This window comes from Bradyrhizobium sp. C-145 (assembly GCF_023375135.1).
GTDB classification, from domain to species: domain Bacteria; phylum Pseudomonadota; class Alphaproteobacteria; order Rhizobiales; family Xanthobacteraceae; genus Bradyrhizobium; species Bradyrhizobium zhanjiangense.
This window is the reverse complement of record NZ_CP088150.1, coordinates 7,044,824-7,060,580: the sequence shown is the minus strand read 5'-3', so window position 1 is coordinate 7,060,580 and position 15,757 is coordinate 7,044,824. Positions and strand designations below refer to the sequence as shown.

The following is a 15,757-nucleotide window of genomic DNA, read 5'->3' as shown; positions in this document are numbered from 1 at the left end:
GCAGGATCCTCAATGGTGAACGCTAGTGAGCGGTGTCGCCTTTCCCGCTCCCCTTGTAGGCTTTCGTCCCTAGGTAAGTCGCGTGGCTGATCAGCAGCACCGACGTGAAGGCACCTCCGGGGTCGGGCAGGCTCTGGATTCCAGTCAGCAGCACGTCTGGTGCGATTCCGCGGAGTTGCTCGAGGAGCATCGCGAAATAGCCCAGGACCAGGGTGACAGTGAGTACGACATTTTGCAGCCGGGAAATATCGACGTCGCCCGAGTCGGCCACGTGTTCACCTACGAAGACGTCGGCAAGAGACGCCATCGTCGGGTCCGAACGGACTTCGACGGCTGAAGAGTCACTCGACACCGTCAGCAGGCCACGATCGGCCTGGTCGTTACTGTCCTTTGGCCTGCCACCGACCGTCGTGATCTGATCCGACGGAGAGCCGACCATTCCGAATGCCTTCGTATTCAGGATTAACGCGGAGATCATCGGTGAGGCAAAGGCGATCCCGAGTGCCGCGGCGATGGATGCCGGGATTTGGGGGAACGTACCTGGTCCGCCAAGGCCAACATTGAAAAGCGCCGCGGTGGCGAAGCCGCCAAGTGCGACGATGGTCCAGAGCGTCACTTGCGCCCGTGCCAGGGATACCCGGTTACGCTCGTCGACCCAGATGCCGACCATGCGCCCCTTGGTCCCCAGGCCGAGCGCGATGGCGAGTCCGGCAATACCGATGGTCATCGCCAGAAATTGCTCGATGATCGACCGCGTGCCGGGAGTGTCTCGCAGTCCGAGAAACGCATTCGCGATGCCGGACCAAATGGACGTATTCGGCATGATCGCGATAATGCCGGCATCGACTGCGCTACGCACCACAAGTTCGCACGACAGCGTCGCGTCCGTTGCGGCCGCGCCATCTGTTTCTGGCGGCTTCTTCGACGGTGCAGCCGCATTTGTGTCCGCCGCGGAAGGCCCATGGTCGAGGCAGCTCCGGATCGTAGCGAGAGCCCCTCCGACCTTCGGGCCGTACGGAACGATCGGCTGGGCGGGAGCGGCCGGCGCAGGCGATGCGGCGGCCGGCGGCACCTGCGCGGCCGGTGGGGCGGCCGGCGGAGGCGCGGCAGGGGCAACTGCGGCTGGCTTCACGTACTTGCCGCCGGCATCAAGGAAGCTGCAAACGCTCCGCTTCCAGTTGGGAAGCAGAGCTGCATCCGAGACGCAATTGTCGGCCAGCTTGTCGAGCACACGATACTGGATGTCGACATTTCGGAGTTGGCTCCGTGCATTGCCGTCGCTCTGTCCCGACCATATGGCCGAGATGCCACCGAAAAGGAAGATCAAGGCCGCGATCGAACCGAGCCACCATGCCGCTATCCTCATCGGCTTGGGAACGCTCCATGATCGCGGCGCCAGGCCGGTAAGGCTATACGACGAGGTGAAGCCAAGTTTGCCGGGAGCCTCTTCGCTCGTTCCATAGAGGCGGTACGTCAGGCCTGATTTGTCCTGGAATTCGAGGTCCTCGGTCCCGCCGGTCTTGTAGATCCAGTCGGGCGGCGTGCCGACGTCCTTCGACGGCGCGCCATTTCGATCGATCTGCCAGAGCGTTGCTTGCTTGGGCAATGCGACGGCACCGTCGTAGCGGTTCTGCGAGATCTTTTCGGCAACGGCCTTCATGATCGTGTAGTTCGCCGCTTCGTCGGCAGGCAGCATGTTGCCGGCGATTTTCATTTGATCCTGAAGCCCGTTCCAGCGCGCAGCTACTGCAATGCCTGCGACGACCGACCAGAGGCGTTCCAACGATTTTGCTGAATCCGTTCCCTTTGCGGTCAATCCGCTCGTTTCTCCCAAAATGATTTTGGCGAGCCTTTCCACGCCCCCGTCAGCCATTTGGTCCCCCGAAGATTTCTGCCGCTAGTCTCGCGATCGTAAGTCACGATTGACGAATGCCTGAACACGTCACGCGTGTTTCCACGGGATCGGCATCGACATTCCGAGCACCATTCCTTTGGCGTCCGGAGGATTCATGTCGAGGTCCCCTTCGATCGTTTCGTACTGAAAGAAATCCAACGGAAACGACGGCGCGGTATCGAGATAGCCGCCCCTCGCGCGCGTCTTTGGACGCAGAATGCGGAGGAAGCGGATCTGCCCGCCATCGCCGAGCTTTGGCCCCTCGTTCGGATCCTCGAATGTTGGCCAGTCGGGTTTGGCGAGGTCCAGCGATGTGGACGTGCCGTCCCAGAGCTTGACCGCGACTGGACGCTCCCGAACGCGATCGAGCGCATCGTGAATGTTGCGTGTCAGCACCAGCACGAGGACTTCCTCGAGCTGTCCCGCCTGCTGATCCACCGCGGGCGTGAGCGACTGCAGTTTCTGCAACCGTCCTTGCGCGGTGGGCTTGCGCTCGATTGAGACTATGGTCCCCGTCACCGAGGCGGTGAGATCATCCGTCGACACCGTCGACGCAACTCCATCGACGACAGCGTCGAACAGAGACATGGGCTCGGCAAACTGCCACCACAGCGATGGTGTAAACGAAGAAAGCCTTGCCGGCGAAACGGCCGCCTGAGCTCCCGTCGCCTTCATGACCATCGTGAGGGGCTGATTGATGGGAACCTCGATAGCACTGGTCAGCGGCAGGCACGCCACCGATAGCCAACGATTTTCGTTCGGTAACAAAATCTCATCCGTCGTATCGCGTGCGATTCGGGCGCGCACCGCGATGTCACCGGCCGGCTTGTACGTTTCGCCTTTCTCTGGTTTGTCCCGGGCCGACACGATCAGACGTAACCGCACGTCGCCGCCGGCCGGGACGTCCAGCGTCCAGGTGCCGGCATCGCCTAACTGCGTGAAGAATTGGAAAGCGATGCTCCGTTTTGCGCCGTCGCCCTTCACGCTGAATGTGATACGAACGAACTCGCTGTCGCTGTCGTCAGTGAATTGAAAGCGGATCGCCGAGCCGTCCAGGTCTTCCGTGCTGGCGATGTCGATCGCGAGCCCTTCATGCTCGGCGGGGAAGATGCCCTTGCCGACGACGTCCTTGAGGTCTTTGAAGTCTTCCGGCGCAAAGTCCCGCATAATCTTGCGGCTGTTGGACAGCCGGAAGCGGTTGGATGCATCGTTCATCGCCAGAAGGCGCGGTTCGCAATAGAATTTATTGTACGATGCTGGAGCGAGGCCCTGGCCAGTGAGGGCGGTCGCAGGGTCGATGCTCTCCGGAGCCTCAAAACGACGAAACTTCAGTTTCACGAACGACCAGGGAACAACGTCGGGTTTGACGGGCGTTATCACCAAACCGGCGTGATCGAAACGCCCGGCCTCTGTTGCGAGGTCGAAGGTGTAGCCGATGGGACCGTCGATCCGCAGCGGTATGATCGCGCCGCCGGACCCGATTCCGCTCCGGATCGAGTCCGGGCCGTGCTCCTGCCAGTATTTGAGGGCATCTGTCGGCCCGTCGGTACCAGCGTCGATATTGCGTTGAAGCGCGGCTCGTTCCGCAACCAATCTGTCGAGCGTTTCTCCGGTCGGCGGAGCGGTGCCGTCCGATGGATTCAAGAGCTGATCGATCGTCGCGACGCGCGTTTTTCGTTCGGCTCGTGTCATCGGATGCCGGGCCATTTCGACCATGGCGTCGATGCCATCTCCGACATGGAAATTCGGATAGAGCGGTTCGTTAAACAAGGCCAGGAGCGGAGGAACGGTTCCCCACGCCATGGCGCGTTCGGTCAGTGGCAGAACGATTGCCAGACCCGGACGTTTAGGACGACGGTCATTGGAACGATCGGCCAGCACCTTGTTCTGCCAGATCGCGCTGCCGTTCGGCCCCCGATGACTGGAGCGCATGAATTCCGGCCGTCCAGGTCGCATCGCCTTGTAGCGGCTCACGATGCGAAGACCGAAGCGCCACAAATTCATGCCGCCACGCCAGTCGAGGCTCTTGTCGAACAGGCGCGGAATGGGGTTGCTTGGGCTAGGATCGCTGCGCCGCCTCAATCCGCCATAGACATGGGCACGCTCGATGCGACGTTCGAAGATTTCGCCGACGTCATCGTTGCGGCGGTCCGAGAACGATGTGTCGAACAGCTCCCGATACCGGGGTTGGTCGATTGCCTCGGCTCCGGTCGTGGCCAGCCGGTACCATTGGTCGTCCTGCGGCCTGCCGCGCCAGCTCCAGCGTTGCGATTCGAGCGCAGCGAGATGGCAATAGCGCAAGGCCGGATACGTCGTCGTTCTTCCTGTGAACGCCGCCGTCAATGAAATCCATGCCTGCTCGGCATATTCGGGGGCCCGGCGCAGGTCGATGTTCAGCGGCTGTGTTCCCAAGATCTCGGGCACGTTTTCGGTCGCGACTTCGAGCGTCAGCACCAGGGGGCCCGCCAGCCGCATCTTCGCATCGATCGGACAGTGCCTGAGCGTGGCCTTAACGGCAGGCGAAAGCCGCTGGTCGCGCGTGAAGGGGCAAAGCTTGTCTTGCCTGTCCGGCAATCCTGCATAGACGCGCAACTCGTAGATGCGACCCGGCAAGAGTGTGGCAGTATCGCCGGTCAGACCTTCCCGTCCATTTGGATCGACCTTGATGGTCATGGACGGCATCGGCGCGACATGGCGACGGCCAGAGCCATCGAAGCCGAGCACGTCCTCGAGGGAGGTCCAGGCAGCTCCGACTGCTGCCATCTTGAACTTCTGAAAAGCTGGAAAGATGCATACCAGTTCACCGTACAATTGTGTCACGGCCGGATCATCGAGGGACCGATCGTCCTTGGTCTTGTTTGGGCTCGTTGCTACGCCGAGCGCGGCGTCGAGCGCCTTGGCAACGACCGGTCGGCTGGCGACAACTCGATCGTCGAACAGGGGAGGGTTGATCCATCGCCCGTAAGTACCAAATTCCACCGTCGGTCGTTGCAATCGGATCGTCATCTGGCGAGCGCCCGTCGCGGCGCCGACCTGGATGCCGTCGAGCACGTAGGTCGCGCGCATTTGATGGCCCGATTCCGGCGCAATTCGCGGCTTACCGACAGCGACGCTTGCGAAGTTTCCCGCACTGTCGAGCTGAGTGACGATCGATGTGACGATCGGGGGTTCGATGTCGACGTCCTTGTCCGTTGCGATAATGATCAGGACGTCTCGCCATTGCGCGATGTCGCTGGCGGGCTGCTGCAAGTCTTGCGTTGCCGCCGAAAAATCAAACTCATCCTCGGCCCATTCGGGCTCGTCAACTCCCGCGGCGATCGTCGTTATGGCCGTGAACACTTCGACCCGAATCGCTCCGCTTCTGCCAACGTCGTGCGTCAATGTCAGCAGGTCGGTGATGGCTTCGCTCGGCCCCGAGCGGCCCCGGAACGTGATGGACAGCTTGCGCGCTTCGTTTGTTTCAGGCCACTCCATGCGGCCGATGTCGATCCGCAAACCCGGGTCGGGACCGGCGCGCACTTCGAGGACGCCGGCACGTCCTTCCCGATTGAGGAAGAAACGTCCTTGCACATCGCCTCCGATGGTCACGGGAGCCGGCCGTATCGGTAATTCACCGGCGAGCGGCACGACGCCGTCGGGAATTGCTTTGGATCGGTCGCCCGCAAGCCTTGGCGCGCCGATTGGACGTGTTCGTCGGTAGAGCGCTGACCGACGCACCGCATCCGTGTTTGTTGCGATCTTGACCTGTCCCTTGAGCGGCCCGGTCGTTTCAATCGGCCGGATCGTCAATGGATCATTGGGATCATTCCGCAACATCGGAGGTAGGGTCCCGCCGTGACCGATGACGTATGGGACGACGTGGAAGGCATAACCGAATGATAGCGCGAACAGGCGATAGTCGGTGGCGCCATCACCCGTGGTCGGCGGAAACCGATAGGCTTCGATGCGGCGCGCGAACGAGGATGGAACGTTGTCTAGCGCGGCATCGGTGACCATCTCGGCCACCGGCGAGCGATTGTCGTATGAAATCAAGGCAGCCCGTATGCCGCCGATCTCTCCGACCTGCAGTGGGACCGGATCAACGATGGCTCCGCTGGCCCAGGCAAGATTACGGACCATCACCGCGTTGGCTTCACGGAGCGCAGCTCGCGCCGAACCTTGCGACGAAGTGTCGGGGGCATGCAGCGTGGCAACGTTGAGGCTACGCCACGCTTGGATCGGATCGCTCAAGGTGTCGGTACGGGCCATCAGGACTCCCACACCAGACAGCCGGGTCCAAAGGTCGGCGGCACCGGCAATGCTCTGGAGCTGGTCGAAGCGGAAAACCAGTGGAGGCGAATCGACGGTGAGGCGGCGGCTGGAATCATCGCCGCCTCCTGATTCGTCTGTGGTTGATGGCACGAGGCTGCCGGCGTGACGAACGGCATCGCGGCGAGCGGCCTCGACGATGGCTTTCAGCAAATTAGCAAGTTTCTCCTCATCACTCCCGGGACTGGCAGCCGCGAGGCCCGCATCGGTGAGCGCTGCACTGATGATCAGATCATACAATGACGCGGCGGGACGGCTGCCGTCGACACGCTCGGCGCCAACGAGGGCGGCAACGCTGGCTACCAGCCGCTCGTCGAGGGGAAGCTGCGCAGCCGCATCTTGCTCGTTCTGGGGCTGGGGCGCGTCCCATGTCAATCGTCCGGCCGTCAGTCCAGGAATGTACGGCCCGATCACGGCCAATGCGAGATCGGCGCGAAGGCCGGGTCCGGTCGTGATGCGGTCCAACGCGGTACGCAGCGGCGTTGCAGTCGCGTCGGGCATGACGATGGCAACGTCCGGAATGTCTGAAACATCTGCCTTCATCGACAGATAGAAGGCTGCCCCGAGCAGACGGTCGGCCGGCACAGGCGCAGAACCGCCGGCCGATAACGTGACGCTGACGGCCGCATTTGCGTCGGGGCGGATGATAGCAATCTCGACGCGGATCGCCGCTCCACGCGCGAGCGTCGTTGAGATGACGGAGGCGCCATCCTGAAAAATGGCAACGTCCAACGTGGCGGACGCCGCCGTCCCGGCGACACGAATTTCGGGTGGGATGGGGCGACCTGGCGTCGTCACGAACGCCACGACCAGCTTGAAATCGCCTGCAGGTGGCGTGAGAGCGAGATTGAACGCCACTTTCGTCGGTGCCGCCGGCGCGATGGGGGCCGCGGATGCTGCCGGCCCAAGGTCCAGCACGGCGCCCGATACTGCTTGGGTGGCTCCAGGGCCGAACGCTTGAGCGTCGGGGGGAAAAGTCAATGTCCGTGCGGCGATCACGCGAGGCGCAGCGATCAGCAGCGGATGAGGACCGGCGGACGAAAGATCCGGTCCGCCGAGCCAATTGCGTGCCACGAACTTCCGCAGGCCGTCGTCTGACTCGATGCTCTCGATTTCGGGGGCGATGGCCGAGCCCGGCGGATCGAGCGGCAAACCGAGCAGCCCCTTCAACCTGCGTGAATTGATGGAAGCAAAGCGGGCGCGAAGCGGATTGTTGCTGACGCTTCCGGGGTCACGTTCAGCGGCGCCCAGGATCAGGGCCGCTGTGAGATTCCAGAAGTCGGCTTGGCGGAGGGAGAGGCCTTCCAGGATCGAGAAGCCGGGTGGCAGCGCAATCGCGGAAGCGGCGCTGCGCCTGCCCACGACCCACCATGAAATCGAATCAAGGGCCATGAGAAACTTTGGCGTCGGTTCTGAGGCGAGATCCCGGGCAAGCGCGCGCCGCAGCTCGTCGCCGCCCGCCACCTTCGTAATTTCGCTGGTCACGGTTGCATCCAGCACGCCGAACACACGGGCCCACGGATCAACGACTTCGGCGATCCGTCGCGAGAGGGAGGCGGCCCAGTCCTCATCGGTCAAGCCATGCCCGACGGTTGGCTTCTTGATCAGCATGGTCTCCATGTCGATGAGCCGCTGGGGATCGCTGGACGGACTGAGATCATCCCATGACAAGCTCGGTCGCATGTCGACGGATCCGTCCGCGAACATGGGCGCGGGACCAGGACCAGGCGTCGGTACAAGGTCGACGCGACAGAAGTCGCCGTTTTGATCCGACATCACGGTGGGACCGGCCGGATCGAGCGTATAGGTACCGCCGCCGGTCGGACCGAACAACGGTGCCGCGATGAAAGTGGTGGTCTTGTCAGGCGCCGGGTCGATCGTGAAGACGGTGAACACCTTGTTGGCAACCGGAACCGGGTTCGGCAATCCTGTCAGGCTTTCGACAAGCCCAAACACCGTGCGCCCAGTCACCTCTGCCGTACCCGCCGGCATGCACAGGGCAGCTTCGAGGCTACTCGTGTTGACGATCGAGGCGATTTCCTCCTCGAGCCGGCGGTGAAAGCACCTGCTTCCGTCGGCGCCGGGAAGATCGAAATCCACCGGCGCATTGGCGGCCACCGCGACGGTGGTTCCGGCATCCAGATCTTGGACGGTAGGAACTCCTGCCATGTCGACGATGCGCCAGAATCGCCAGGCGGTGACGTCATGCGGATTCCAGGTCCCGCTGCCATCCGCCAGGCGCCACTTCCAGGGCAGGATCTCACCGATCGCGTCCGTCAGAAGCGCTTCGTCGGAACCATCGATGACCGCGCTTACCCGTAGCGAGATCTGAGCCTTGTTGCTCACGTCCGGCAGACGATCCGCCTGGACCTTTATTCTGAGATTGCGCGGATCGGGAGCCATCGACGATCGGTCCTTGGGGTACGACAAAATCAAGCGTAAGAATCGGAATAACCTTCAGACTGCTTTTTCTCGCCAGCAAACTGATACTCGACGTGCTGGGAGACGCGCAGTGTGTAGAAGACGCTGATCTTGAAACTCAGCCGGAGCGTTCCGGACCCGATCATCAACGAGCCGTCGTAGGTAACCTCCAGCAGCAGCGAAATGGCAGCCGTGATCAGGCCTGCGACGTCGACGTTGCCGCGCGCGAGTATGAAAACTGAAATTGCAGTGGTGTTGCCACCGGGGCCGGTCGACCACGTCATCGTTATCGAGCAGCCGACCTGAAGCCAGACGCCGCCCGATACCACGCCAAAGTTGAAGCCTAGTCCAACGCCGGCGACGATACCCACCTCGAGCGAATAGGTCAGGATCGGGTGAGGTTTGGCGATTGGGAGAAACGATAGCCGCTGCGTCAGGAATCCGCCGCCGTTGAGGATCCAGACGCTCAGCGTGAATGGCATCGTTTTGGTGGCGACCGACAGTTCACACATCAACTCGAACTGAGGAACTGCGGCGATACCGAACAGAATGTGCAACGAAAGGTTTGAGATTCCGAACACGCCGAGCTGCAGGTCCGGCAGGTCGATGTCGAGCGTGGCGGCGATGCCGGCGGGCACGCCGCCGCGCATCAGCGGTTCAATGACCAGCCCGTCCCCCTCGCCGGAAGCGGCGAGAAAATCAGTCAGGAACGCGAGCGCGTCGGCGAGTTCGACACGTTCCGGGTCGATCTTGAAGTCGATTTTGCCGGAGTCGTCGAAATACAAGCCGGTCTGACGGAATGTGAGGATGTCCTGTCCGCTGGTCACGACCCGCCAGTCACCGAAGATGCGGCCATTGAATATCTTTTGGGTCCCGTCGCGGCCCACCGACATCCGCGCCTTGGCATTGAACTTGGCTTCGTCGACGACGATCTCAACGGGGCCGAACGACAAGAGCGGCGCGGGCTCGGTGAAGGGGACGTCGATGTCGGTCTGAAGCCAGGCGCGCATCTGGACGTTGTCGAAACCGTGCTGAACCTTGATGGCCTTGGAGTCGTCAAGATCCGGGAAGGCAAATCTTTGAAGCAGTCCGCGGAAATCGATACCGCCCATATTCGGTATGAGATCCGCCACGGACAATTGCTTCAGTTTGTCGGGAATGAACTGCTCGGCAACGCCGCTCGAGGGCAGCCGCACGCCGAACGACTGAAGCATGTCGCCGACCGCCCTGCCGGCCTTGTCGGCCGCCGCAAGCGTATCCGAAACCCGGTTGACCAGCGCAATCGCCGGGGTCATGTCGACGACCTTGTTGGCCTCGGCGAGCACGTAGGCGACTTCTGGTCGATTGAAGCCGAGCCGATCCGTTTTTGGAGGGTCACCGACGGCACGAAGGAGCCGCAAGGTATCGCTGCCTTCCTGATAGAGCCGATTGGCCTGGTCGGCCAATTCCACTGGATCTGTTCCCAGCGCATCGCGCAAAGTCTCCTGGACCGCGCCGGAGATCTGTCGTGCACGATTTTCGACCTCGCGCGTGACGCGTTCGGCTTCTTCCGCGGCACGCCGCTTCAGGTCTTCGATGGACCCCTGTGCATCGTTGATGGCTTGCTTTACCGCATCGTCCAACCGTCTCTTGTAACCGTCGACGTCGAGGGCATTCTGCAGCCAATCGGCGACCTTCTGCGCGTCCTTCCGTATCTCTCCTATAAAGTTGTCGAATACCGCGCAGGCATCCTTGAGTTCCTTCCCCACGTCATCGATCGCGGCGGTGATGCCGGCAGCGAGCGCGTCGAGTGTCTTCCGTAGAGCGGTTGCGACAATTTCGCCCTGCGCTACCACGGCCTTCTCGATCAACCCGCTGGCGTCAGCTATCGCCGTCAGCGCCCGATGGATAGCGCCGGTGGAATCGGCATCGTCGTCGGGATCTTCGGGAGCCGAGAGGGCAATGATCGCATCGGCTATCCGATCGAAGATGCTGGTTGCCTCATCAAGGCCCGCGTCGATCGTGTCTTCGAGAAACACGACGAGGCCACGCGCGGCATTCTGTGCCGCGGCGATGATTTGATCGAGTTTGGTGGCGAGCGCTTGGAGTGATCCGCCGGCGGTACCGAGACGGGCTTTCAATGCGTCCTCAAACTGCTTGAGCGACGCCTCGTAGGAAGCGAGAGCCGCCCTCACGTCGTCACTGATCGCAGCACCGACGTGAGTAAGACTATCGGCGTGGGTGATTGCCTGTCCCAACGTGTCGTGGATGGCCGGCAGGATGCGGCGCGCTGCCATGAGCGCTGCCGTATCGTCGATATGCGAAAGTTCGGTGTCGATTTGCTGCGCTTGCTTGCGAAGCTCGTCAAGCGTCGCGCGTGCGGACGCCGCGATCGAATCGTTGACCACCGTCGCCGTGCCAACGGCGTCCTTCAGCGTCTTGAGCGCATCGTGGATCTTGCCGAGTGCGGCCGGAATTGCCACGTCTTGCGCTTCACCGAGCGAGGCGCCGGCGACTGCCTTGACGGCCTCGAGATCCGCCGTTACCCGCTTTGACAGCAGCTCGATGTCCGCTCGCACTTCGTCCGCCACGGTGGCGATCCGGTTCTGCAGTCCCGACAGCTTGTCGATCAGGTCGGCGCGTTCGTCCGGCGATAGCCATGCATCCTCGCTGTCGAGGAACACGCTGACGTCGCGAACGATGCCGGCGATGTTGCGGATCGGCCTCAGGCCACCGTCGAGTGTGGAATCGATCGCTTCGCCGGCGATCTTGCGCAGACGGTCGACCTGTCCCTCGGCAGCATCCTTCAGGCGGTTGACCAGCGAGGCGCAGGGCGATTTTGGGTCAACCTTGCTCAGATCGATCGACCTGAGCGAGTTCTTGATGTCGGAAGTCGCGGACCTGAGATCGCCGACGAAACTCGGATGGTCGAGCGCGGCGCCGATGGCTGCGACGGCGTCGTTTTTGACATCGGTGAGAGGCTTCTCGGGATCCAGTTTCTCGAGGACGCCGAGCGCTTGGCCGATTTTGGCATCGATGGCCGCCCGTAGGTCGGAACTGTGTTGCGTCAGTGACTGCCCGAAAGTCGTCACTGGGCTTGGGGCGCCGACGGCGGTTAGTGGTGCGGCGCGAGCAATTGTTATGTTCTTGAGTATCGTGCCCGGGCCGCTGGGAGCCCGGCCGTGGGTGAGGACAGCCGCCTCCTTCGCACGGACCAGGCCGACGGTCATCCGCTCGAAGCCTGGTGCGTGCGCCGGCTCTGACGGCATCATGGCATCGGTGAGATTGGCGCTATTGGGCTTCATGCGGCCGGCGGCCGGTGGCGGTAGATCGATGAAATCGATATCGCGCACCGATCGCCATGCATCGGTGTCGTCGCCACTTTCGCCGTCGACCACGGAAGTGTAGAAGACAAGCTTTTCCGGCTCGTCGACCTCGACGGAAATTTCGCCGTCGCCTTCTCCCGCCAGCAGGAAACGAATCTGCGGCTTCGGATAGATCAGCGAGGGATCGTCCGGATTAATCGGGGGATCGCCTGGCCTCGTGGGGGCCAACACCGGAGGGAGGCTCGCGAAGGCCTTGTTCCACAGAGGCACTTGCCAACCTTCACGGCGCACATCGCCGCCCCAGCGGCTATCGACTCGGATTTTGCCCGACTTGAACTCCACGCCGACGAGAAATCCGGCGGCTGCGATCGATTTGCCGTCCTCGGGATAGCGGCGCACCGGCTGCAGCAGCTCGACGTACTCCTCGACCTTGCGAAGGATCGGGCGTCCGACGTGTTCGTCCTGCAACAGGCCGATCGGGTCGAAATTGAAGAATTGCGCGGAAGGTACGACGGACCGCTCATAGATGATGACATGTTTGGCTCGATTCCAGAGGCCGCCGATGCGCCCGATGCGCTCGAGCTTGTAACGGTGGACGCGGCCCTGGCCGGTCTCGGTCTCGACAACGGTCTTCTTCTCGTCGAACAGCGCCCGCTGGCCGCCATAGCCGCCGTGCGCGGAGAGGTGGACGCCTTTCGCCGAACCCCCGTCCGCGTCCGGTCGACTGTAGACCTTCATCAGGATATTCGCGCTCTCGAAAGCCCAGGCGACCCCGCCGGGAAAACTCTCCCGGTCGTCCTGGCTGGTCGAAAACGTCTGCGCGAGCTTCTTGGATTCGATTAGACCACCGGTATCTGCCGGGATTTCGCCTTGTACGGGCCAGCGAAGAGGGGTCGCGGGTCCATGCGCCGGGCCCAATCCTCCGGTGCGGAGCCTGAAACTTACGCCGTCCTCGATCTTCAGCTCGGCATCGGGGTGACCGCTCCAGAGCTTGTCGACGGCAAGTCGCCTGCGCTGGGCCCGCAGCACGAGGCTCGCGAGTTGCAGATGGCTCTTCAGTGTCGCGCGAGACGCGCTCGCCGTACCTGACACGGGAGATACGGGCGCGCCGATCGTTGCGCCGATCTCGGTGACGAAGGCCTCGGTGCTCTTGTCGGTGGTGCTGATCCGGGTTGTCAAACCGTAGAGCAGCTCGAGCCGAAGCTCCTTCAAGCGGGAGCCCGGCGTTCGCATGGTCGGATAGCCCATGTTACGACGGAGATTCCAGCCTGGCTCGCGGAAGTTGGTGTCCGCAAAGGTGGGGTCGACCTCGAGACGTGCGTGCGCGCCAAACCGCGCGGCCGCCGGGCGGCCTGGTTCGATATCTTTCGGTGCGCCGGCGATTGCGGTTGCGTTCTTCTCCATCGCCTCGCCGATGACCTGAGGCGGCAGTACCATCCGTACCGCCTCGGAAGGATCGAGCACGCGCCAGGACACGTCACCTTCGTCGCTCCATATCGCGACTTCGTTGCTCTGATCGGTGGCAGCCCGAGCGGGCTCGACATACTCCACGGCGGCGACCCGGAACGGCGTCGGGTCGATCACCAAGGCGAGCCGCCTTGGAGCGGCGCTGGTCGTCGTGGTCGATCTGATCGCGCGCAGCGAAAGGGAGACCGACTGATTTTCACCGGGCGCGAGTGATTCCGTGGCGACCAAGGCCTGAATGAGCTTTTCGTCATCGGGTTGCTCGGAGCCGCCGCGGTAGTCCAGTTCGAGCAGGAGCGGCTCGTCAGGGTCATCCGAAATGGGCGTCGGGCGACCGAGCAACTGCCTGCGGATCTGAGGAGGCAGGTCGTCCTGGCCGATTGGCTTCACGCGCTCGATCGGGAACTTAACGACCGCCTGCAATTGCGCATCTGGCAGATCGTCACCACCGGATCGGGCAAGAAGCCCGGTCAGATCGGCCTTGGTGACCATCGTGAGGTCGGGGGCCTTTAGAAGCGAGAGGCCAAGCGCGCCGAGTGCTATCTCCGAGCCATCGGTGCTTTCGAGCGAGAAGCCAAACTTGATCGTCGGCACAGTCCCGAGATCGTCGGTCTGCGTGATAGCGGGCTGCCATGCCGGTCCGTCCGTGCACGCGCCGGGCTGGACATCGGTGCTCGCGGCGACGAACGGCGCGGAGATGCGCGCCTTGCAGACCGGCGCCGTGCCCTCCGTTGCGATCATACGAGCGAACGTCGCCGTACAAGGCGAGGCGAAGCGCGGATCCTGATCCGACTTGCCTTTCTCGACGAGCTCGAATGCGGTGACCCCCTGCCACATATCGGGGATGAAGCGCGGCTCGAAGGACAGGAAAGCCGTTTGGCGCCGCTTATCGGCCGCATCCTTGACGGTGCCGGTCGTCGGCACGATGACACGGCGCCAGGCGGAATTCTCGCGCAGCAACCCGACTGCGTGCCACGGCGTTCCGCGTTCCGACTTGCGTTTGGCCAGTGCGGGCATGACGCTCAGTGGCGTCCCGTCACGGACCTTGCGTAGACTATCATGCTCATCCTCGATGACGGCATCGAACGCGTCGATGACGAAGTCAGTTATCTGATCGGGTCGCCGAAGCTTTGGGTCCGCTTTAGGATCGACGTTGAGTGGATCGAGGCGGGCGGCGACGATCCATTGCACCGGTACGAACGGCTTGAGGCCGCGGGCGCCGATGTCACCGACGCGTTGCTCTTGGGAGAAGCGGACCCGGCCTTTGACCGGCAGAAGCTCGGGTTTGGAAAAGAACCGCTTGAGGGTACTGCCGATCTTGCCGCTATAGTTCCAAAGGGTTAGCTCGAAACGCAGAGCGACACGGATGATGTCATGGGAGCCCGTGTCCTTGTTGAATTGGTGCTCGACCGCACGAAGCCCGAATTCGCGGCGCGGACGGTTGGCCGGTTGACTGGGAATGCCCTGATCGACGAACAGAGGTATTACGTCGACCTGATCGGTGGAGAGATTGCCGTCACCGGGTTTGACGATCGCGTCGATGAAATCGCTATTTGCATAGCGTAGTGGAACGATGCTGAGCGCGGGTTCTCCACGATCCCATGGACCAATCGTGAGGGCGATCTGGATAAGCCGGCAAAGCGCGCCTCTCGGCGCGGCGGCGGTTTTCCACAAGGATTGTGTCGTTGTCGCCTGGACCACATCGAGGCCCACGTGAAAGCGGGTGTCATAGCGGTCGCCTGAGGTGGCGACTTTCGGCCTGATCCAGTGGCCGTTCAACGCGAGGCGAACTTGAAGCCTGATCGCGAGCGCTTTGAAGTTGCCGGATTTTCCGGTCGCCGGCGTAATGACGAGCTTCGAAACCTGCCATCGCGGCGCCGGCTTGTCGGCCAGCGTGCGGGCCAGGGCGATCGTATCGAAGCGGGCGAGGGGACCTTCGTCGAAGACGTCCCAGGCCTTCTGCTGCCGCTTGACCGGATCCTTCTCCGCCGCATAGTTGGTCGGCGCGCGATATGCCGTGAACAGAGCGATGCCGCGAAGTTCGATCGCAGATGCTGGCGGGGTTGGGTCTTGATCGTCATCGACGGCGGCGTGACCCAGATGCGGGTCGTTCGCGTCGCTGCCGTCGTGATAACGGGCATTCGCCGCGTAGAGCGGGTTCTTCGGAACGAACGGGTTGTCACGATCCCTGAGAAGGTTTTTGAAGACCGCAAGATCGTAGCAAACGTAGCGCCAGTCGGTTCCGTCCAGATCGTTGGTGCCGATGACGACGGCCTCGAGCGGTCCATCCGACCTGTCTTCCATCGCGCGAATGGCGATAAAGGAAATTCTAGCCGGCCCAGCGACGCCCGCCATGGTCCAATCC

At 62.4% G+C, this 15,757-nt stretch carries 3 protein-coding genes; all 3 read right to left on the bottom strand.

Features of this window, described 5'->3' with window-relative positions; translation table 11 throughout:
• Window positions 1-22 precede the first annotated feature (22 nt).
• Complete coding sequence (locus LRP30_RS33195) at window positions 23-1,714, bottom strand: hypothetical protein (RefSeq protein WP_249757526.1); 1,692 nt, start codon at window positions 1,712-1,714, stop codon at window positions 23-25.
• Window positions 1,715-1,942: 228 nt separating this feature from the next.
• Entirely contained in the window at window positions 1,943-8,605 is a 6,663-nt protein-coding gene (locus LRP30_RS33190; protein ID WP_249757525.1) for a hypothetical protein, read from the bottom strand.
• A 29-nt stretch (window positions 8,606-8,634) separates the two neighbouring features.
• On the bottom strand, window positions 8,635-15,747 hold the full coding sequence (locus LRP30_RS33185; protein ID WP_249757524.1) for a hypothetical protein: 7,113 nt from the start codon (window positions 15,745-15,747) through the stop codon (window positions 8,635-8,637).
• Between the last annotated feature and the right edge of the window lie 10 nt (window positions 15,748-15,757).